The 22,790-nt window shown below is 38.6% G+C and carries 13 protein-coding genes; 8 read left to right on the forward strand and 5 right to left on the reverse strand.

Going from position 1 to position 22,790, the window contains the following annotated elements:
* The first annotated feature begins 111 nt into the window (after positions 1-111).
* Positions 112-1,695, forward strand: a complete 1,584-nt coding sequence (gene murJ / locus ATC1_RS03915) for a murein biosynthesis integral membrane protein MurJ (protein ID WP_062278566.1) — start codon at positions 112-114, stop codon at positions 1,693-1,695.
* Between the two features lie 123 nt (positions 1,696-1,818).
* Here the strand turns inward: murJ and ATC1_RS03920 are convergent, their stop codons facing one another.
* The 3 genes from ATC1_RS03920 to ATC1_RS03935 form a co-directional block, all read right to left on the reverse strand.
* Complete coding sequence (locus ATC1_RS03920; RefSeq protein ID WP_062278568.1) at positions 1,819-3,399, reverse strand: NAD(P)/FAD-dependent oxidoreductase; 1,581 nt, start codon at positions 3,397-3,399, stop codon at positions 1,819-1,821.
* 32 nt (positions 3,400-3,431) lie between these two features.
* Positions 3,432-5,792, reverse strand: coding sequence for a phospholipid carrier-dependent glycosyltransferase (locus ATC1_RS03925; protein WP_062278570.1), 2,361 nt, complete (start codon positions 5,790-5,792; stop codon positions 3,432-3,434).
* 274 nt (positions 5,793-6,066) lie between these two features.
* A complete protein-coding gene (locus ATC1_RS03935) occupies positions 6,067-8,439 on the reverse strand; it encodes an SUMF1/EgtB/PvdO family nonheme iron enzyme (protein ID WP_062278573.1) in 2,373 nt (790 codons plus the stop codon).
* Positions 8,440-8,974: 535 nt separating this feature from the next.
* Here ATC1_RS03935 and abc-f point away from each other — a divergent pair.
* From abc-f to ATC1_RS14890, 4 genes are all read left to right on the forward strand, one after another.
* Positions 8,975-10,606: a ribosomal protection-like ABC-F family protein gene (gene abc-f, locus ATC1_RS03940; protein WP_062278575.1), complete on the forward strand. Its 1,632-nt coding sequence runs from the start codon at positions 8,975-8,977 to the stop codon at positions 10,604-10,606.
* A 71-nt stretch (positions 10,607-10,677) separates the two neighbouring features.
* Complete coding sequence (locus tag ATC1_RS03945) at positions 10,678-11,166, forward strand: hypothetical protein (RefSeq protein ID WP_062278577.1); 489 nt, start codon at positions 10,678-10,680, stop codon at positions 11,164-11,166.
* A 601-nt stretch (positions 11,167-11,767) separates the two neighbouring features.
* Positions 11,768-13,252, forward strand: a complete 1,485-nt coding sequence (locus ATC1_RS03950; protein WP_062278579.1) for a hypothetical protein — start codon at positions 11,768-11,770, stop codon at positions 13,250-13,252.
* A 1,725-nt stretch (positions 13,253-14,977) separates the two neighbouring features.
* Positions 14,978-15,559: a discoidin domain-containing protein gene (locus tag ATC1_RS14890; RefSeq protein ID WP_172667708.1), complete on the forward strand. Its 582-nt coding sequence runs from the start codon at positions 14,978-14,980 to the stop codon at positions 15,557-15,559.
* Positions 15,560-15,599: 40 nt separating this feature from the next.
* Here ATC1_RS14890 and ATC1_RS03960 read toward each other — a convergent pair whose 3' ends face one another.
* Entirely contained in the window at positions 15,600-15,944 is a 345-nt protein-coding gene (locus tag ATC1_RS03960) for a hypothetical protein (RefSeq protein ID WP_062278585.1), read from the reverse strand.
* A 3-nt stretch (positions 15,945-15,947) separates the two neighbouring features.
* A complete protein-coding gene (locus ATC1_RS03965) occupies positions 15,948-16,421 on the reverse strand; it encodes a YceD family protein (protein WP_062278587.1) in 474 nt (157 codons plus the stop codon).
* A gap of 350 nt (positions 16,422-16,771) precedes the next feature.
* Between ATC1_RS03965 and ATC1_RS03970 the strand changes: the two genes are divergently transcribed.
* The 3 genes from ATC1_RS03970 (at position 16,772) to ATC1_RS03980 (ending at position 22,675) form a co-directional block, all read left to right on the forward strand.
* The gene (locus ATC1_RS03970) at positions 16,772-18,502 is read left to right on the forward strand and encodes a hypothetical protein (protein ID WP_152024218.1); all 1,731 of its coding nucleotides are present in this window, start codon (positions 16,772-16,774) and stop codon (positions 18,500-18,502) included.
* Between the two features lie 153 nt (positions 18,503-18,655).
* Positions 18,656-21,160 carry a replication restart helicase PriA gene (gene priA / locus ATC1_RS03975; protein WP_062278590.1) on the forward strand — a complete coding sequence of 835 codons (2,505 nt, stop codon included), beginning with the start codon at positions 18,656-18,658 and terminating at the stop codon, positions 21,158-21,160.
* Positions 21,161-21,421: 261 nt separating this feature from the next.
* The gene (locus tag ATC1_RS03980) at positions 21,422-22,675 is read left to right on the forward strand and encodes a hypothetical protein (protein ID WP_062278592.1); all 1,254 of its coding nucleotides are present in this window, start codon (positions 21,422-21,424) and stop codon (positions 22,673-22,675) included.
* Positions 22,676-22,790: the final 115 nt, after the last annotated feature.

A 22,790-nucleotide genomic window follows, 5' to 3' on the forward strand; every position in this document is an offset into this window, starting at 1 on the left:
CGAAAAAAACAATTTTTATCTTTTTTCTCAAAAGGCTTTATCAAATTTCGAATCGCTGGATTATTGCCGAGTGATTTTTTGCTCTGAAAATTGGTGATAGAATGATATCTTATGAATGACTCAAAAGGCTCAGTATCATCCCAATTTGCCCGATCAGCTTTAATCCTTGCCATTGCGATGGTTTTTTCTCAGCTTATCGGTCTCCTTTCAAAAAGTCTCATCGGTTCAATTTATGGGGCATCAGCAGAAGTTGATGCATTTTTAGCATCCAATCGGCTGACAGAAACGTTATTTAACTTAGTGGCAGGCGGCGCATTAGGCAGCGCTTTTGTTCCTGCGTTCAGTGCCTTGTTGGATCAAAACGACAAGGGGGACGCATGGAAACTTGCATCCAACGTTGCAAATACGATCACTGCTGTATTGGTTCTATTATGTTTGTTAGGATTCTTTTTTGCCCCGCAAATTGTCCGGTATATATTAGTCCCCGGATTTTCATTGAACGATCCTGCTCTGCAGCTTTTAACCGTGAAATTACTGCGGATTCAACTTCCTTCGGTAGTGATTTTTGGCTTATCCGGTTTGATCATGGGTATTCTTAACGCGAATCAACATTTCTTACTACCTGGATTAGCTCCGGCAATGTATCAGCTTGGTATCATGTCCGGTGTCATTTTTCTTTCAAAACCACTGGGAATTGAAGGTCTGGCAATCGGAGCATTGTGCGGATCGCTTCTGCACCTTTTCGTACAATTGCCTCAAATTCTCAAACTCAAGGAGAAACAGTTCCATTTTTCCTTTGGATGGAAAGATCCAAAAGTACGGAATGTCATCCGGTTGATGATACCGCGTCAAATCGGTGCTTCAGCCGTTCAATTAAATTTTCTGGTGAATAATTATATTGCATCCTATATGGCATCCGGTTCTATTTCAGCTTTATCCTGGGGGCTGGCTTTAATGCTGATGCCGCAGGCGGCGATTGCTCAATCAGTTGCGACGGTTTCTTTGCCGTTGTTTTCTGTTCAAGCTGCGCGGGGTGATTTTTCAGAAATGCGAAGTGCACTGGCGTCAACGCTTCGTCTGGTTCTCTTTATCGCTATTCCGGCTTCAGTAGGATTGATCATTTTTGGAGATCCCATTGTGCGTTTGATTTTTGAACGCCGTGCTTTTACATCGCAAATGACACAAATGGTCAGTTGGGCATTAATCTGGTATGGCGCCGGTCTGGTTGGACATTGTATCGTTGAGGTGGTTTCTCGTGCTTTTTATGCAATGCAGGACACAAAAACACCGGTCATAATCCTCTTTTGTGCGATGGTTTTGAATATGGGGATGAGTATCGGACTGGCATCTGTTTTTCAATCATTCGGCTGGCAGCAACATGGCGGTTTAGCTCTGGCAAATTCCATTGCTACAGCGCTTGAGATGACAGCATTATTATATTTTATGCGGCGTAAGCTCCACGGGTTAGAGGGAAAGAAAATCTGGCATGCAGCTCTGTTGAATATAATCGCCGCTGCCATCATGGGCGGAATCATGAAAATTTGGCTCAATTTCAGCCGAAATCTGCCTTTGATTGTTGTGGTTTTTGCAGGTGTGGTGATCGCAGTTGTTGTTTATGGTTTCATCGGTTGGATAATGAAACTGGAAGAAATTTCGTTGATCAGAAAATTGTTCCGGAGAGGGAAAATTTCGTAAAAATAAAAAAAGCTGAATGAGTTCAACTTTTTTCTCTCTCTTGTTCGACTGGTCATAACAAATTTCAAACAGTTGATCATTATTTCAGCAATTCGAAACATGGATTGCCTTTTCGAATTGCTGTCATTGTTTCTCTGCGGTTTCATGATAGACTTTTTCCGTATTAATTTGCCAGATATTTTCTTTTGAATTGACGTTATTCAGAATATTTTTAACGGCTTCAAAAGCAGTCGCCATGGAATGGTCTGAGTTATTATAGCGGTGCTGCCCGTTTCGTCCGATGCAATATAAATTATCGATCGTATTTAGCCAGGTTATTAATTGATCAATCTCCTGATACGTATCGAAATATGCGGGATATGCTTTTTCCACATGCTCAATATGGGAATCAAGGACATCTTTTTCATCGATGATATCCATCGTTACCAATTCATGAATGGCATTTTGAATGAATTGATCATCCGGCATGGTCCATAATTCGTCCCCTTCCGAGCAAAAATACTCCAGTCCAAGACTGATGTTATTTTCAAAATCCTTGACCAGATAAGGAGACCAGTTGTTAAAAATTTGGATTCTACCCATTTTGACATCCGGTTCCTGAACATAGATCCAGCAATCCGGAATTCTCTGATATGGTGTGGCAATCTTAGTGTGATTCTTCAATCGAATCGCCGACAATTGCAGGCCTACGGTAATAAAATTCCGGTAGGGCAGACCATTCGCAATTCTTCGAATTTGCTGCGGAACTGTACCTTCCATTCCGTTGACCAGGTCCTTTAATGGCATACTGGAGATAAAAAGATCCGCTTCCAACTCCTTTTTCATATTGTTTTCAAGGTATGAAAGGGATTGTATTTTGCCATTGATTAATTTCAGGTTGGTCACTTTACAATTTTTGCAAATTGTTCCACCCATCTCGATAATATCTGCCGCGACCAGTTCCCAGAGCTGTCCTGGTCCCAGTTTTGGATACCAGAATTGTTCAATTAATGAGGTCTCCACTGCCCTTTTAGCTTTTATTGAGTTGGGAAGCAATTTAGAAAGCATGTCCAGAAGGATTTTACTGATGGATAATCCTTTAACTCTTTGTGCACCCCAATCTGCAGAAATTTTAGACGGATGCCTTCCCCACACTTTTTCAGTGTAATTTTCAAAAAACATTGCGTATAGTTTTTTTCCAAACCGGTTGATATAGAAATTTTCCAGAGAGTCTTCCGGGATTTTTTTGATTATGGATGAAAAATAACTGAAACCGGAAAGAATCGTGTTTTTTAAACCCATGTTGATAAAAGTTTGGAGTTTGAGAGATATCGGGTAGTCAAAAAAACGACGCAAATAATAAATACGGGAAATTCGGTTGCGAAAGAGCATGACACGGTCTGTCGATTCCGGATCCGGTCCGCCGTCAAAAAGCGGTTTTTGTGTGTTCGTCAGAATATCGTCTTTGGAAGGTTTCCCTTGAAGCGGCATGCGATCGAGCCACCAATTCATTACGTTCTGGTCTTTGGAAAAGAAGCGATGACCACCCAGATCCATGCGATTTCCGTGATAGCGAACGGTACGGGAAATACCGCCATACTCATCCAGTGCTTCTAAAACAATAACATGATATTTCCCGTTGCTTTGTTTCAGCAATTCAAACGCTGCAGTCAGACCTGCAGGTCCGGCACCAATAACAACAATCGTCGTTTCTTTGTCTTTCAAGATGATCCCTTATCTATTTTGATATTTAATTTCTACATTACGATAAAAATACTGCAAACATCAAATAACAGGATGGTTATTCTGAATGCAGAAACAATTATATGCTTGAAACGGTTTTTTGTTTCAACATATGCTTTCATTAACAATCCGAGAAAACAGATTCCGATGATCAATGTGATCACGATATATCGGAAATCTTGCGTACAGGTGTGTGGATATCGAAAACAAAAAAATAAGAAGGAGAATACTTGTATGCAATAGACAATGTACAAGAAAGGGATCATCAGATTCTTTTCTTTCAGCGTGTCGATCTTTTTCAACATCGCAAAAATTGATCCGAGGATTAACAAGAGGTTAGAGAAAATCAGAATGAAAGCGATTCCTTTTCTTTCAAATTCCCATCCGCCGAAAATGGAAGATTTGATGATTGAAATGGGAATACTGAAATCGGCAAATTGCTTGTTATCAAACCGAACGAAAAGTGATTGAAAATGTGCCGGATCCAATGAAAATAACCTTTGGACGAACGAATAATTGCCGATATATTGCGGGGAAGCTTCGCCCTGATAATAGATCGAATTGATCGGAATGGATAAAACCGTTTGACAACGTATCACCCACCAGCCGGCGGCTAATGAAAAAACTGCGATGAAAATAATGCTGTCGATCAGAAACGACGGGAATTTTTTTTCCAGCAGGCACTTTTTAATAAAGATCAATAAGAGAATTGCAGGAAGAAGCAGGACTCCCGAAGTTTTTGTGACCATTGCCAGACCAGTGAAAAGGGCGGCAAACAGTAAATACTTTTTTGATGAAAATTCGCTCCATCGGATTGCACAATAAAGTCCGGCAAGCGTGAATAATAACAACAATTCATCGTTGTTTAATGAACCTGAAAGGAAGATCAACTGCGGATGAAAACATAGAACGCTAAACGAATAGATGAGACTGCTGTTTTTGATACCCAAAACTCGCAGCAATTTCAGCGAAAGTATTAAGATCAGAATGCCATAAAAAAGGGTTAGAAACTGCAGTTGTTCAAAAGGTTCTGTGGATAGCAATCCTAAAAAAGCGAGGATTTTCAGATAAACTGCCCCCAACAGATGATGCAGCGGAGGGTGAATGAATTGCCATGGGTCGGCTGAATTTGGCAATGCTGAATGGGTGAAGATATTAAGAATGTAGCCCAGATGCCCTTCACTGATGTGGTGCCCGATAACATCATGCTGGTGAACCTGCCATGGAGACGAAAGGACGTATATGGTCCGGACGATCATACCAAGTCCGAAAAGTATACAGATCAGAATGTTTTCATTGGTATGATTTTGCCTGATAAGGATGAAAAGGTTGAAAACAAGCAAGGCAATGCTGACGATTAGAAACACAAAAAAAAACGGGCGTTCTGTTCGATCGAGAAGAAACTGGATACCTGCAATGCAAACGATGCAGAAAAGAATCCTTTTCCAGTTCGTTTTGCAGAATAAATATAGACCTGCCAGCAGACAAAACTTTCGACATAGAAAAATATATGAAAGATAAAACAGAAGCGCGAAAAAGCAAATTCGATAGAAATTGATCTTGAAAGGAATCTCCTGGTTCAGAATGATGCTTTTGATTTGAAGGTAGCTTTCATAGATTGCATTGCCAAAATAGAGCGTAATTTCTTGCCCCGGTTTGTCATTTCGAAACCGGAAAATCGGGTTTCCATCATAGTATGGCAGAATAAATTGCTCTCCAAAATAAAGAACTGCCGGATCGATTTTCTCTTGGGTAATTGTGATGCCAAAAGCTAAATTTTCTTTGGAATTTTCTCCTGTAACAATTCGTATATTCCGAACATCCGCAATATTTGGATTAAAGACCAGACTGTTTTCCTTAATTGCAAAGGCCGTTTTTGTGTTTTTAATAATGCCATCTGTCTCAGACAACGGGCGATTAAGATAGATGACCGTATCGAGAGGGACGTCAATATTTTTTTCATCCGTTGAAATCAACTCAAAGTGGCGAAAGTTGAAGACAAAAATTTCCAGAATGATTGAAACAAGGAAACAGAGAACAATTGCGTTGGCCATCCCGAATTTCTTTTTGTACTTTGGATAAATCGACCGGAAGAATAACAATGTTGATAAGAAAACCGCAATCCACACAGAAAGAAAGGATAGTTTCAGGTTTGTCGAATCAATTTTCCAGGAAAGCAAATCCCAGTCCGGTAGGGAAAGTGTCTGGATAATTTTAAGGAGGATCAAGAAAAGGATGGAAAGGATAACATTTACGATGAACATTCGAAAAAAGTATGTCCAAGGCTGTTTTAAGGCTGCAACACGCAGGTGAAAAAAATATTGAAATGCAGAAAAAAGAATCGCTAATCCGCAGATAATAAAAAGCAGTTTCATTGGACACCTGATTGTTTATTTTTTAAATTGATCAACAGCAATTTCGAATTTGCAACAGTTTCTCAAACAAAGCGATTAATTCGCACTATTTTATCCTTTTGCGTATGGTAAAAACAATCAGCGATTCGAAATTTGGAAACACCTTTTGCAAAAAGAGAGAAAACTTGTTGTTGTGTTATTCTTGCTCGGAGCGCAAGAATAACACAACAACAAATAATTCTTTTCAAATTTTGAATTGCTGTTACAAACTGTTTGAAATATCGATGAATCACATTTAGTTTACTTCATATTCTATCCACAAATCACCGATTCTTCGTTCTCCGAGTCCAAATACCTCTCCATCAGGATTAGCGATTTTAAATCCGATGCGTGTTTTTCCCTGACCCTGAACCGGAAAAGTGATGCTGACTTCAGCTTCTTTCCCGGGTTCAATCCTGGTGTTGAAATCGAACATTTTCTGCGGATTGTTCAGATTGGAATCTGTCCACAGAATTTTATAATTCTCATGGATAGGACAAGTGCCTATATTTTTCAAAACCCATGTTTTTGTCACAATCTGTCCTTTTTGCAGAACAGTTCCGTCAGGAATCGTAATATCCGTAACATATCCGATTTTTTCGATGCAGTCTTTCGGTGAAGTCGGGTAGTTCAAATCAGCAGCAAGTGAAGCTTTCTTTTGGATGGCAGTTACGTTCGGATTGGAAATTTCCGAATCGCTTACTGCACAGCGGAATCCGATTCGATCGGTACTTTCCGGATCTTCGCCTCGCCTGCGGAATACAAAATTACTACTTTCCGGGTCAGTCTCCCATATATTGCCACCTTTGACCGTTCGATTTGTCCCTGAAAGAGGTCCAACCGGATTTCTTGATTCGGCAGCAATAGTCCAGTTTTCCAGGAAAAAGTCGTTGACCCATTCACTGACGTTGTTGCCCATATCGAACAAGCCATAGGGGCTGATATCTTTAATATTTTGACCTGCTGGTTTGAGCTGATCCTGAATGATCAGGTTTTCTGCTGAGGAGAGATCGGGACTTTGATTTCCCCAGGGGTATAATCGGTGGTCTGTTCCACGGGCTGCTTTTTCCCATTCCGCTTCACTTGGAAGTCGTTTTCCTGCCCATTTGCAATAATCATAGGCATTTTGCCAGGAAGCCCCGATGACAGGATAATCCGGATTGATCAGACTCTCTTCCAAAACAACCACTTTCTTACAAGATCCTTCCTGTACACAAGCATCATATTGTTTTTGCGTTACTTCGGTTTGATCGATCCAGAACGCGTCCAGATAAACGTCGTGGAGCGGAAGCAGGTTATTTATGTTATAAAGAAAAGTCTGATTCATTCCCATTTGAAAGTTACCTTCAGGAACATAGACCATAATGGAACTGTCGTGATTCCATTGAACCGCTGAACCAATCAAGTGACTAATTGGAATACTTGTCGAAGTCGGGGTTAACGAAGGCGTCAATGTCGGTTCTGGCGAGCTTGTAGGTGTCCAGGCTGCAATAATTGCCTGATCTGTGGCTTTTTGAGATAAAGATGTCTGGGTTATATGCAACTGATCGAGTGTCTGAAGATAATCGTTTCTTTTTTTTCTGATTTCAGCATTTTTTGAAATGTTAAAAAAAACCAGGAAACTGCCAATAATCATCAGCGCAGCCATAAACAATGGAATGGTTTTCAGCAAAAGCTGTTTTATATTGATTTTCTGTCTGGATTGAGTGGATGAGATCTTTTTAATTTTTCGTGGTGCGGTGTCAAGCAGTTTTTCAAAATTTGCAGGCTGCGGTTCTTCAGGTTTAGGTATGGTAGGCGAAGCGATTGGATGCGTGCCATTTTCGGCTTTTTCCTCTAAAACAGTGTCGATTTCTTTTCGGATATCTAAAAACAGATCAATGCAGCTTTTATACGGCGGGAAAGGATCAATGCACAAACATCTCTTGATGATGGAAATAAGGTTCGATGGGAGTTCATCCGAAAGCTGATCTAATCCCTGTTGATAGTAATCTGCAGTTCGAAGTCGTTTAGGTTCACGATTGGAATCGTCAGGGTCAATCAAAATAATATTGGTGAAAAGCTCTACAAGAATAATACCCGCAGCATAAAGATCATCTGAAAAATCTGCTTTGTGGTCAGGAGCCTTATCCGGCTTTTGATAAAGCGAATTTCTTGAATCAAAATCAGTCGGTAGTGATAAAAAAGAGAGGAGAAGGTTCCCCGCATCACTTAACAGAATATGTGAAGTGTCTAAATTTTCAAAGACGATGTCTTGATCATGCAATGCGGCCAAAACTGCTGTTAATGAATCAGTAAGGATCAATGCCTGATCGAACGGCAGAGGTCTTCCTGCTTCTTTCAATAAAACTGACAATGAAATACCGGAAATAAAATTCTGACGCAGTAATAAACCGTCTTCTGTGATTTCTGGAAGATATAACGGAATTGCATTGGAATGCGAAAATTTTGAAAATTGCGCAGATCGATATTGAATTGTATGGAAGAGTCGGGTATCGACTTGATGTTGATCAATTTGAATTCTTTTAATCAGAAAATCCTGATTATCGGCTGTTGAATGAACTTTCAACAGTTGACCGTTACTATCTTCACCGATTTTTTCTATGAGTTGAAATTTCTGCTGATTCATCGCTTTTTAACCGTTTTCAGTTTCTATGTATGCTGTTATTCGGATCAGGATCATTGGTTTTTTCGGCTGGATTATAAAACGCTTTGATTTGACAAGGGAACCATTTTATTCCAACAATTCGAAATTTGGAAAAGCCTTTTGAGAAAAAAGCGAAAACTTTTTGTACACAACAAAAAATAATCCCTCTCATAATTCGAATCGCTGATTTTATTCACAGCCACTTCGTTTTTGCATAGAATTATAGTTGATTATTGAAACAGTTTTATATCCTTTCGGTTTGTCAGCCATTCGAAATATGGATTGATTTTTCGAATAAAGAAAGAAAATTTGTTGTACTTATGGTTTTACGGCAAGCGCAAAACCATAAGTACAACAATGAATTCTTTTTATATTCCGAATTGCTGGGTTTTTGTCCAGTGAAAAGAAATTTTAGAAGAGAATTTTGTCATTGGTTTTTTTTATGCAAAGTGCTGAAATAACGCAACAACGAAAAAAGCTGCCAATATTTCGAGTTGTTGAATAATCAGGAGAATTGATGCTTTTACTGGAAGATATTCATAAACGATTTGGGGACCGGATCATATTGAAAAATGTCAGTTTCCATATTCAACCAGGAGAACGCGCAGCTATCCTTGGCGGCAATGGAAGCGGAAAGTCAACATTGTTCAAGATCATCATTGGCGAAGAAATGGCGGATCAAGGAAAGATCCGCTTTTTTCCATCCGATTTGAATTGGTTCTATATGCCTCAAAACCGAGACTTGTCTGATTCGGATACGATTGATGATTTTCTGTTAAATCAGCATGAATCGATTGAAACCTTACAAAGGAAACTGGAACTGTTATCGATGAAAATGGAAGAAATGCCAGACAATCCAGATTTGCATATCTCTTATGATGCAGTGTTAATGGAGCTATCCCGTGCATCTACCAGACAAAAAAATCCTGAACCTCTGTTGGATCTCTTTGGATTGAGCCGGTTTAATCTGCAGACTCCGATCCAGTTGCTGAGCGGTGGTCAAAGAACCAGACTATTCTTAGCTGCAGCCTATCAATCACAAGCACGCCTCCTTCTGCTCGATGAGCCTACCAATGATTTGGACGAGCAAATGTTGAGCTGGCTGGAGAAATACTTTTGTTCATTTTCTGGCGCCATATTATACGTTTCTCATGACAGAGCTTTTATCAATCAAACTGCAACGAAAATACTGGAACTGGATGCTATAAACCATACCATTAAAGAATATATGGGAAACTATGAGGATTGGCTGGCAAAGAAAAAGTTCGAAAGGGAATCCGAATTGGCTGCATGGAATCGACAGCAAACAGAAATTTCACAGTTAAAAGATGCTGCGTTACGAATTCGAAGCTCTACAAAAATGCACCGGGGAGGGAAAACCGACAGTGGCGACAAATTAGCTGCAGGTTTTTTCATGAATCGCAGCAGAAAAACCATTAAAAGAGCTGTTCAGATTGAAAATCGGTTGAATCAGTTGATGACTGAAGATAAAAAAGAGAAGCCTGTACAGCGATGGAAGATGAAGATCGATTTTTTGAATCCTGGATATTCCGGGGACATGGTTTTGTCCCTGCAAAACATGTCCGTCGGTTACGATGGAGTACCTTTGATTTCAGACATCAATCTGGATCTGACAAGAGGCCAAACTTGTGTTTTGATTGGTCCCAACGGATGCGGGAAGACAACATTACTCAAGACAATCACGGGTGAGCTACAGCCAATCAGCGGTATCCTTAAACTGGGCGTAAATATGCGCATAGGTAAAATAGCACAGATATTGGACAGATCTCTATTTCAAAGCAATGCGTTAGAGTCGATTCAGAAACTTTCAAAGTTGAATGAGACGGAAGTTCGGAGATTTCTTTCCTATTATCTGTTTTTTGGAGATGATGTCTATATACCTTCTGAAAGATTATCAAATGGGCAATGCGCCCGGTTAGCTCTGGCTTCATTTGCCGTTCAGGGGAAAAATTTCCTGGTCATGGATGAGCCATTAAATCATCTCGATATTGAATCAAGAGAACAATTTGGAGAGGCATTGCTACAATTTCAGGGAACTGTGCTGGCTGTAGTCCATGACCGATATTTTTCAGATCAGGTTGCAGATATTATCTGGGAAATAAAAGATCATAAAATTTTGGTTTCATAAACTGATAATCGTTGAAACGAAACAGACCTTTTTTCGTATATGAGGTGTATCTATTTTGAAAGGAATGTCACATGAATATTGAAACCATCATTTCGAAGATTAAGAATGCACTGGGTGAAGGGGTGGACAAGGTGTCCGATGAAGTTGAAAAAAGTCAGGTTTTCGAAAAATTCGAAGATTCTGATGACAAGGTCGCGAAAATTCTGGATGATGCAGGGAAAGCTTTGACCAGCCTGTTTGATACAATCGCGGACAAAGCTGAGCCGATGATCAAAAAGACGAAAGCAAAGATCTATGAAGGGATCTTTGAGGAGTATCGAAAGGATGGCAGCCCTTATGGAGAAACCCATGAAGGGTTCATGCAATGGGTGGATGAGCATGAGACTGAGATCCGGGAAAAAGTTGATGATGGCATTACCAAAACGCGTGAAACGATTCTTTCCGGTGTGAAAAAGACTCAGGAATATATCAATCGCGAAGTTTCGAAAAAGGAAAAGCCGTCCGATTCAGTTGTTGATGGATCCTCTGTGACTGACCAGAAATCATCCGATAAAGAATAAAATAATTCGGTTCCTCGAATAAAACGAGAGCTTTCATTATTATGAATAATCTGCGGTTTACATCAGAAAGTAAACGGCAGATTTTTTTTTGGATTTCTTGTGACCTGAGTAAATGAAGTAAAACAAGAAAAGGAGGTAAATTCTTTCAAAGATTTAAAGAATATTTTATATTTCCTAAATGTTTTCTCTGGATTATTACAGACCAGATGGTTTATCAAAAAACTGATTCTATGACAGCCATTCGAAATTCAAGCCCATATTTCAAATTGATGATAAAAACACCAAGAAGAATCGTTATAATTGTGCTCAATTAAGATCATTTGATTTATTATAAATTTTTGATAGTTGCGGTATATCCGGCTTTTATTCTCTTCACTGAACGATAACACTGCAAATCCTTACTATTGCAACGGGAAAAAAGTGCAGATTTTCAGTTTCGGAAAAATCGATGTCGATGTAAAATTTACTGGCAACTTTTTCGTTCGCATCAGCAAATCTGCAATTGTTTGAAGAGATTTTTTTATTGTACATTCGAGATGTTCAATTTATGATGTATCATCTGTAATATTTCGGTTTCAGAACTCTTTGGGAGCGATATACAATGACTTGTGTTGCAAAGCGAAGTGATAAGGTTTTCTTTTTCCTATTTCCAATCAGTATTTATATAATTATCAATTTGATTTTAATAAAAATTCATGAACCTTGGCGTGATGAGGCACTTCAATGGCTGATCGCAGAAAAACTTTCGCCAATTGAAATTATCAGCGAAATGAAATATCAGGGACATCCTGCTTTATGGTATTTGTTGATTTTTCCGTTGAATCGGTTGGGCTTTCCATATTATTCTGCCAACTTGCTTAGTTTGGGATTCATGGTGGTTGGTGTATTTATTTTCTTAATGTACTCACCTTTTCCGATTTATGTAAGGATTATTGGCATTTTTAGTCCAATTTTTCTCTACTTTTATCCAGTTATCTCTCGCAGTTATTGTTTGATTCCTTCAATTTTATTTTTGATTGCATCCACATATCCGAATCGACATACAAAGACGTTCATCTATGGTTTGTTGATTGCGTTATTAATTCAAACGCACATTCTGATGTTGGGTATGGCAGTTTTATTAGTGTTATTTTGGATTATTGAATCTATCAGGAATTATTTACAAACACAGAATCGGGAAATGTTTTTTTCCCAATGGAAGGGATTATTCCTTCCATTGTTGAGTTTTATTTTTTTATTAATCCAACTATCTGGCGTTAAATCGAGCAGTTGGTATCATCCTCAAAACAATTCACTCATCAATCTTCTTAATGTGTTATATGTAAAAATAAATGTGATTTTCGATACGATATTTGGTATCGGAAAAAATAATGCCTGGTTTCTTCTTTATTGGTTTGTGGTTTTCCTCGTTATTACAGTTGTGGTTGAAAAGAAAAGAAGCATACCAGTTTCATTATTAATTATTATCGGATCACTGTTTTATCAGTTTTTTGTTTATGCATTTGTTTATGTAGAATCAATTCAGAAAATTATTACCTGTATATTTATACTTCTTTGGGGACTTTGGGTGGAGTGGGATCGAATTCAAGATAGAATTATCCACTGGCTTTATAGTTCTGTAATCATATTCCTGTCCCTGATGATGATGGCAAAATTGAACCCGGATATTGTTCTCGATTATAAGAATTTGTATTCAGATTCAAGAAACATAGCAAATTACATCAATCGAAATGTTCCTGAAGATTCCTTGTTGATAACAAATTCTGATCCTGCAGCGAGTGCATTATTGCCATACTTAGATAAACACACGATCATGAATCCAGTAACTGGCGAAAAATTGTCCTATATTCAATGGAATCAAGATCGATTACGGATCATTAATGATCAGCAATTATCCGAATGGATCAAAACAAATTTTCCTGAAAAGAGGGAGGTTTATCTCATTTTTCTGGATACGATCCGTAACGAAAACCATAACGATGGGATTGAACAATTTATTGGAAGCAATAAGCCGATTTATCAAACAAAAGGAATCACGATTACTGACGAAGCTTACGATCTATATAAAATTGATGTGAATTGGTGAATGCTTTTAGCAAAATTCATTTCATTTAAAAAGTATCGTTGTCATTAAATCATTTACACGCGTTATGGCCGCTGAAATTTTTTGGATTTATCGACTAAGATCGATATCCATCAAAAATTTAACGACAGTAAAAAAAGAATCAAAAACAAGAAACCGGACAATATATTATTTGATCCATACATATGAAGCAACAATACCAATTCTCGATGTGTGATTCGAGAAATGCATGTAGCCGATGAATAATTCACTTCATAAAAAAGAGTAATGTGCTCATTCGCAGCATGTAAAGACAAAGGGCAATATCTATAGAACACTAAGGAAGGTGTTATGGGTGTAAAAACCGAAAAACTTGGAGTTATTTTCACTGTATTGTTTTTCCTCCTTTTTTTTATCGTTGGAATAATGATTTATGATGATTATGGAGTCAGTGTTGATGAGCTGGTTGAACGTAATACCGGGATAGTCACTTTGAAATATATTCTTCATGAAAAATTGAGACTTGAATCCTTGCCTGATGAAATTTTACAGGCTGATGATCTCTTATCGTATAAGGATAAAAATTATGGTGTTGTTTTACAGCTTCCAGTAGTTTTATTTGAATATTTTAATGATTTCCGTTTTGACCTGAGCACAGTTGTAAAAATTCGACATCTTTGGGTTTTTTTGAACTTTTATATCGCGGCTATATTTTTCTATTTGCTAATTTATGAACGATTTCAACATTGGCTCTACTCGCTGATAGCTGTCGCTTTCCTAGTTCTATCCCCCAGAATATTTGGAGAAGCTTTTATAAATATAAAAGATTTGTTGTTCTTATCCTGGTTTATTATTTCATTGTATTTTTTTATTCGTTTTGTTTTTTCTCCTAATATCAAAAATGACATCTTCTTGGGAATTACGATAGCACTATCTTCGAATGCTCGAATTATTGGATTCGTTGTGCTGTTCCTTTTCTGCTTATTTCTTTTGATCAAATTAATTCGAAAAGAGATAACATCGAAACGAGTCTTCTTATTAGTAAGTATTCAATTTTTATTAACAGGATTTCTATGGATCCTTTTTTTGCCGGCATCATGGAATAATCCCATTATTTTTTTGATTGGCGTGATTAAGCTTTTTTCTCATTATGTAATGATCCTATCCGAGTTGTATATGGGAAATTATGTTTTCAGCAATCAATTGCCTTGGCATTATTTATTGGTATGGATAGGAATCTCGACACCAATCTTATATATTTTGTTTTTTCTTTTTGGTCTTACAAATATTATCAATAACGATAAGAAAAAATTTTCAGAAAAATGTTTTATCGATTTTTCCATGATATTCCTTTTTTTGATACCTATCATAATGTCAATAGTATTGCACTCTACTTTGTATAATGGATGGCGGCATTTTTATTTTATTTATATTCCATTTTTATATATCGCTGTTTATGGTTTTGTTTGGATCCAAAACTCGAAAATTCATATTCTAAAGATGCTAATTCGTTTTTCAACTATTTTTTCATTGGCAACGACTCTTGTATGGATGATAATGAATCACCCTTATCAATATGTATATTTTAATATTTTTTCAAGCGGATATGTCTCTAAGAATTTTGAGAAAGACTATTGGCGATTATCATCGAAAGAATGCTTGGAATATATCCTTAATCGGGATGAAAACTTACGGATATCGATAAATGATTATCAATCATATTTAAGGGTTGGAAAATTAGCGTTCCATATGAAAGATAGTGATCGGATAATAACTTCTTCCTACGTATGGCCGGCGAATTATCTCATCGCAAATTATACCAATATAACTGGGAATGAATTGAAATTTCCATTCTATACACCAATCCATCATGTGAAAGTCGATGATATGAAAATTGCTTCTGTCTATCAACGCGATCATCAACAAGATTTATGGGGACAGGAAGTTGTGGAAAAAATAAACACAAATGTCAATTCTCATTTAACAGCCAACATGTTTGATGGTGACTTAAATTCAAACTGGATGACAGGGAAACTTCAGAACAGCTCCGATTATCTGGACATCGAATTCAAATATCCACTGTTGTTAAATGGACTTACAACGTATATCGGCGAGAATGAAAACGAACGGCCATGGTCTTTACAGATTCTTTCATCCGAAGATGGACTCAACTGGGAACCAGTCGAGATTGTCAATCAGAATTTTATCGATTATGAAATAAAAGAAGTGAAAACGAAATATCTGAGGATAAAAAATTCTGAACCCTCAGAAAAATATACGTGGGCTGTTTATGAATTATTGTTTCATGGAACGAAATTGGAAGATGGCTAATTTTTTTTTCACAGTTCGAACCTTTAAAGACTCGAGAGCCTCATTCTTTTCCTGAATTATCATTAGTTTCGATCTGGTTTTTCCGAAATTCTTCGGCAGCTTTCACATAACAGTCCCATAATGCCTGCTTTTCCGGATCCAAATTGATTTTCAAATGAAGCCGTTTTTCTCTGGCATCGACCATTTGTAAAATGGAGATCGCTAATTCTTTAGCAACCTCGATCGGCATAAACAAATAGACTTCGTCAACAGTCTTTTTCTCATCCAGAACAGTACCAAAATTTGATTTCTCGATATTCGGAGCTACGGTTTTTGCATCCAAAATACAAGTCAGATTTTGAATGCTGAATGCGAAATTGTTCATGTAGGCTGATTTGTTATTCATGATTCAACTTTCCTGCGATTGCTGATGCTCACACGTTCCTAAGTTCAGATTTGTACCGCATATTGCGCAGAGACCTTTGCATTCAGGTTTACAGATCGGGCATATCGGAATTTCGATCAACAAATATTCTCTGATTAATGGGAGTATGTCCATCACTCCATTTTCCGGAAGATATAAATCCGCATCGGTATTCTGGCGCAAATGGAAGGCGAATAATTCGTCAAAATTCGATTCGATTTTTTGCGGAAAAGATTCCAAACATCGTACGCATTCCATTTGAGTTTCGGCAGTGATATGAATGGATGCTAAAATTCCTTGCTGAACGCGATTGACTCGAACAAGACAATGCACATCTTCAACTTCAAAATCGTCTTCCAGTTTGAGTGAAGGCGCATCAATATTAAATTCACGATAGGCTCCAACAGCTTCATGAATAAGAAATCCGACATTAATACGAAAAAGATTGTTCCATTTCATGATTCACCTCTTGCAAAGGAGATTATAACGCAATTCATAATCGGAACTTAAATTACCGCAATTCGAAATATGGACAAGTTTTCTCGATTGATTCGAAAGGTTTGTAAATATTTCGAATTGCTGGTTAGTGAATTTATTATTCTGAAAATCTGAAGCGTGTTATAAATATCAGCATGAATGATCATTCGTCAAACATCAGAAGTCAATCCGAAAAAAGAACTGATAAAGCACAAATAATTTTATTATTCCTCATAATTCTGGAAGGTTTTTTTGCTTTATATACCCTGTTTCGTATTCCATCAGAAACGGAGAACGCGATATTTTTTGGCTTTTCGAAAAGCCGATTGCTGTTGATCGTTATAAATATTACGGTTCTTCTGATTCTGATTGGATTATCAATTTCTTTTTTTATCCCAACAATGAAAAAAATCCGGGATGGTGCAAATGCCTGGATCAAGAATCGAAATCTTTCGTTTTCCCTTTTTGTAATTTTTTGGATTGTTTTTTGGGTCGGATTGTGGCTTTTCGTTCTTCGGTTTTCGCCAGCTAATCGCTATGACAGTACCGTCGGTTCCATTGTTGATCGTGTCTGGGGACTTCTTTTGTGGGGTATGCTGAGCAGCTTGCAGATGATGATATTTATCTATGTGAAGAATCAGCAAAATATGAACGGAATTTCATTACTGCAGATAGCGATTTTATTCACACTTTTCTTATTTTCCTATTATGGCTTTGCTTCCTATTATGATCAGGTAGACTGGTCATTAAGGATGAATGGTCTGTTCATGATGGTGTTCATTCCTTCGTCGCTTGCATTGATCTGGTCAGTTGGTTATCGTTTTTACAGATCCTCAAAATGGTCATCCGCCATTAATAAAGTCTTCCTCTGTTTATTGATCGGCTCAGTGGTTTATCTGGTATACCGATCTACCGGGCAATGGATGGGACGATGGAATACCCCTTCAAAAGCCTATTGGGATCTTCTGGCTGAATCGTTTCTGAATGGAAGATTGAATATTATTAATCCTCCAACCACACATGATTTGACTTTATTTCATGGAAAATGGTATGTCCCGAATCCTCCACTGCCCGCGGTGCTGTTAATGCCTTTTGTACATTGGTATGGTGTCGAAGGAATCAACATGACGGTCGTTTCAGCCTTACTGGGAGCATTTAATGCGGTTCTGGTTTTTCTTGTTCTCCAGAGGGCTTCTGATCATTCCATGACAAATTGCAGTTTAAATGCGAATCTTTGGATCACGGCGCTGTTTGCAATAGGGACAAACCATTATTGGTTGTCCACGATTGGGCAGATGTGGTTTGTCAGTCAGTTGGTCACGATCTTATTTGTTGCCTTCGCATGTCTTTCTGTGATTGAAGGGTGGACAGGATGGATCAGTGGTTTCTTGCTGGGATTGGCAATCCTTTCCCGCCCCAACGTGTTTCCGATGGCGATTTTTTTGGCAGGCATTTTTCTGTGGAGAAATGCCGCCTTCCCAAAAGTTCCCTGGAAGAGGTTTCTCCTTTGGGGAGTCAGTGCAGGAATTCCGGTAATTTTTTCAGGCGGATTACTGCTTTTCTACAATTATCTTCGATTTGACGACTGGACCGATTTCGGATATGTGACGATTCATGGCGCTGATTGGATTCTTGAAGCCGTGCAAAAATACGGTATGTTTAATTTCCATTTTTTTGAAAACAATCTGGATGTGATGATTTTTCGGAGACCCAGACTGGATTTTTCCGGGGAACGATTCTTCTTTCAGCCGGGAATTTCCGGCTACAGCATATTGATTATGACACCTCCATTAATATATCTCTTTCGAAGGTTACAGAAAAACTGGTGGATGATCGGTGCATGGTTTTCCATTCTCCTGACTGTCGGATTGTTGCTTTGTTACCATAATACCGGCGCTGAACAGATTGGATATCGCTACTTGATGGATGCAATTTTGCCGATAATGTTAATTATTGGAGTCGGAGCAGGCAAAAAACCAGGCGTTTTCTTTAAGACTTCGACGATACTCGGTGTCTTTGTAAATTTCTTATCAATTTACTGGTGGTATCTTGGAAGAGTGTAATCTTACTGATTGGATTTATTCCATTCGATTATTCAAATTCGACAAATACATATAGATAAGTAATTTATATAGAAAAACTATTTTCTAATTTAAACCAATTTCAAAAATCGTATCCTCGTATGTTAGAAATAAACACGCTAGAAATAGATAGTAATGAAAAGCAACAATCTGATAGAAAATGATCGTTCCAGCGATAAAAAAAATCCGACTGTCATTCGTGTTGTTTTGAATGTTCCAACTAATGACGGTCTTTTTGATTATGAAGTTCCGGAGGAGCTCCAACAAAAAGCGCTGCCTGGCTGTTTGGCTGCAGTCCCTTTTCAAAATGAGTTAATGCAAGGGATTATCTGGAAAGTGGACGTAATACCCGAAACAGCTTCGCTACGAAAGATAATTCAAGTCATCGATGAAATACCGGTTCTGACAAAACCACAGATGATGCTGGCTGAGATTTTATCGGAGCGCTGTCTGGCTCCGCTTTTTGAGTGTGTCAATCTATTGTTGACCGAAAAAATTCGAAAATTATCGCAAACACAATTTACACTCATAAAACAAAATCCGCAGATTCCTGGTGCACAACCCACTTTTCTTTCGGAAGCCAAAAAGAGTACAGTTCGTGATCAAGTACTGGCTGCATTTCCGGATTTAAATGAACCGATTACACCGTTGAAGTTGGATCAGACAGTTGGTAAAAATCGGTGGCGCTATGCAATAAACAACCTGATCTCAGAGGGCTTTGTCAGGAAAGAAACCGTATTCCATATTTCTGATTACAAACCGAAAATGGTTCGTGCTGCAAAAATAATCAGCGATCCAAATGGAAACGAATGGATAAAGCTTTCAAACAGTCCTGAAAGGAATGAAAAAAGAAAAAAAGTTTTGCGTTTGCTTCAGGAACATTCATCAGCAATCCCTCTTCAGAAACTCTACGAAGAAGCTGAAGCAGAACGATCCGACCTTCTTTATTTGGAGAAAAAGGGACTGATTTCACTCATGGAGATTGAGGTTTGGCGTGATTATGAGTCCAACCTCGAAGAAAATTATCCTTCGGAACAAATTTCTCTCAATTCTGAACAGATACATGCCTTGAATATCATTGAAGCCGGACTCCAAAATACAAAAGAAAAGAAGCCGATTCTGTTGCATGGAGTAACCGGTTCCGGGAAAACAGAACTCTATTTACAAGCTGCGGAGAGAACCATCGCAGCAGGAAAGCAAGTATTGGTGCTTGTTCCGGAAATTTCCTTAACTCCTCAAATATTGAACCGTTTTCAAAAAAGATTTCCGGAACGAACAGGGATTTATCATTCTCGTCTGAGCACAGGTGAACGATACGATACCTGGCGTCGCGCTCGCAATGGACAGTTTCAAATCGTCATTGGTCCCAGAAGCGTCCTTTCCATTCCGCTTCAAAATATCGGTTTAATCATCGTAGATGAATGTCATGATGATTCTTATTACCAGACAGAAGGATTACCCTATTTTTCGGCAGTTCAGGCTGCGGCGGATTATGCAAAATTATGTCATGCGCAATTAATTTTAGGGAGCGCAACACCAACAACAGCGCAAATGTATAAAGCCGAGCAAAGCAATTGGAAAATTGTCAAACTTTTCAACCGTGCGACAGGCGTTCAGCAGCCGATTATCCGGTTGGTGGATATGCGGCAAGAGTTAAAAGCGGGAAATCAGTCTGTTTTCAGCAGACAGCTATCGCAAGAACTGGAGACAACACTTTCTCTCAAAAAGCAAAGCATTCTTTTCCTCAATCGGCGCGGATCAGCAAGTTATGTCTTTTGTCATTTTTGCGGTTATGAGTTTCGTTGTCCGAAATGTGAAATTCCGATGACTTCTCATGCACAGAATTCTCAACTGGTCTGTCATTTCTGCGGTTATTCACAGCTTCAACCGGAACGATGTCCCGCTTGCGGTCATGCAGAAATTCGTCATTTTGGAACCGGCGTCGAAGAGATCGAACGGATTCTTACTGTTCAATACCCGGATGCGCGTTTAATTCGAATGGATGCGGAAACGACCACAAGAAAAGGTCAACATGAGCAGATGCTGACCGCTTTTGCCAGACATGAAGCGGATATATTAATTGGCACGCAAATGGTGGCGAAGGGCTTGGACTTTCCCGATGTCCGACTGGTTGGGATGATTCTTGCCGATGTTGGGACAAATTTTCATGACTACCGGGCTGATGAACACGCCTTTCAAATGCTAACGCAAGTCGCAGGCCGTGCCGGACGTGCACAGGAACAAGGTTTGGCAATTTTACAGACATTCCAACCGGCCAGATACTCTATTCGTGCTGTCGTTAAGGGAGATTTTTATGATTTTTATCGTCACGAACTTAAATTTCGTAAGGAAATCGGCTATCCGCCATTTTCGCGCATGATCCGTCTCGAAATTGCTGATCCGGTTTTAGAAAAAGCGGAATCGAGAGCTTTTCAACTGGCTTCCGATCTGAAAAAATGGATCGATTCTGAAGAGCATCACGCAACAAGAATGATTGGTCCGGCGCCCTGTTTTTTCCCTCGAATCAATGGGAAGTATCGCTGGCATGTTATTTTACGTGGTCCTGATCCTTTGCCAATTGTCCAAAAAATCAACACAGAAAAAATCCGAGTGGAAGTAGATCCTCCATCATTATTATGAAAAAACCGTTCTTTTCCTGCAGCGGCAGTAATTTTCACTAATATATCAGCGATTCGAAATATGGAGGGAATTATTTATTGTTGCGTTGTTTTTGCGCGGAGCGCAAAAACAACGCAACAATAAGTTTTCTCGATTGATTCGAAAGGTTGGTTCATATTTCGAATTACTGCTACTATATTGAATCGCTTGTTTGAATGATAAAGTTAATACATATTCGTAATACCAGATTAACCATTCTTTGTTCGTAAGGGAAGGTATGTAATGAAACGAACCATTTTCCTTTTTTTATTGATCCTGACAGTTTTGATCTCACCTGTTTCTGCACAGGAAACAGCGGAAAATTTGGAAACTGATTGGAGGATTCTTTTTCAATCCGATTTTTCTGATCCGAATCAGACTCTTTGGCCAACAGGCTCTGATGTCAGTGATACGACGACGATTGACCGTTCTATTTCCGATTCAACATACCAGTGGAGTATTCAGTCTGCTGGCGGACAATTTTCTTGGTTGAGTTTCCCTGCGGTTGAAAGGACAGCCGGGTATCAAATTGCTTTCTCAGTGTCCATTCAACTGCCGTCTTATACCCCGTATGCTTGCGCAGGATTGATGTTAAACAAGCAGGAGGATTCATTCTATTCCTTTCTTCTCTGTAACGACAGCAGCTATGGATTATTACAGTATCATGAGGGCACATGGGATCAAAAAATACCGTTTTCACCCCTACAATCATATGAACAGGATCAGAGCTCAACTATTCGGGTTGAAATCAGCAATGGCTGGGCTGATTTTTATCTGAACGGATTATTGTTGGATACTTATCCAATGAATGATCAAAATGGAATCAATGGAATCATTGTCCAGCCATTAACTTCTGATGTAACTGCAATTTCTTTTCGTGATATCCGTCTGGAAGAAGCGCCTGCAAAAGCCCAGGAGACTGTTTTTGCAGATAATGTGCCGGATTCGATTTCCAGAATTCTGAAAATGTTGAAAAACAAGGATCGCATTGATGATATTGCCGGTTCGTTCAGTTCCTTTCCGGATCAGGAATTGTCTTTGGCACAAATGGGTTATTCAGAGAAAATGGATCTCGGTATCAGTGGACAAGATTATCTGCTTCAATCTGACATTTCCTGGAAATCGGCTTATGAAAAACCGGATTTTACGAACTCGGGCTGTGGATTCATTTTCCGGAATGAAAACGAATATACTTTTCAGCGCGTTTATCTTAGCCTTGACGGGAATATCTACTTGAGCGCTTTCCGAAATGGCACAGAGATTCCGATCATGACCTACAATTATGGAACGTGGAGTCTGCAAGGTGAAGGAACGCTTACACTGGTTGCTGATCAGGCAAAAATATCCATTTTATACAATGAAAATTTGCTTGGCACAATTCATAATGCTTCCTGGATGGCTGATGGAAGTACCGGATTGGTTGTGCAGTCAGGAACTAATTTCGATTTTGGAACTTCCTGTACCTTTAAGAATAATCAAATGTATGTATTGAATTAGGTGGTTTGATATCATTCGAAATCCAGCGAGGATTTTTCATTTTGGTGTTTTTTTTGCTGAGCACAAAAAGAAATTTACCTCAAATAATCAATTCCAAATTTCGAATCGCAGATTT

It is taken from the genome of Flexilinea flocculi, from assembly GCF_001192795.1.
In the GTDB taxonomy this organism is placed as follows: Bacteria; Chloroflexota; Anaerolineae; order Anaerolineales; family Anaerolineaceae; genus Flexilinea; species Flexilinea flocculi.

Coding starts and splice junctions, on each gene's coding strand:
- murJ (WP_062278566.1), top strand. CDS start 112: ATGAATGACTCAAAAGGCTCAGTATCATCCCAATTTGCCCGATCAGCT.
- ATC1_RS03950 (WP_062278579.1), top strand. CDS start 11,768: ATGACTTGTGTTGCAAAGCGAAGTGATAAGGTTTTCTTTTTCCTATTT.
- ATC1_RS03925 (WP_062278570.1), bottom strand. CDS start 5,792: ATGAAACTGCTTTTTATTATCTGCGGATTAGCGATTCTTTTTTCTGCA.
- ATC1_RS03980 (WP_062278592.1), top strand. CDS start 21,422: ATGAAACGAACCATTTTCCTTTTTTTATTGATCCTGACAGTTTTGATC.
- ATC1_RS03965 (WP_062278587.1), bottom strand. CDS start 16,421: ATGAAATGGAACAATCTTTTTCGTATTAATGTCGGATTTCTTATTCAT.
- priA (WP_062278590.1), top strand. CDS start 18,656: ATGAAAAGCAACAATCTGATAGAAAATGATCGTTCCAGCGATAAAAAA.
- abc-f (WP_062278575.1), top strand. CDS start 8,975: ATGCTTTTACTGGAAGATATTCATAAACGATTTGGGGACCGGATCATA.
- ATC1_RS03960 (WP_062278585.1), bottom strand. CDS start 15,944: ATGAATAACAAATCAGCCTACATGAACAATTTCGCATTCAGCATTCAA.
- ATC1_RS03945 (WP_062278577.1), top strand. CDS start 10,678: ATGAATATTGAAACCATCATTTCGAAGATTAAGAATGCACTGGGTGAA.
- ATC1_RS14890 (WP_172667708.1), top strand. CDS start 14,978: ATGAAAGATAGTGATCGGATAATAACTTCTTCCTACGTATGGCCGGCG.
- ATC1_RS03935 (WP_062278573.1), bottom strand. CDS start 8,439: ATGAATCAGCAGAAATTTCAACTCATAGAAAAAATCGGTGAAGATAGT.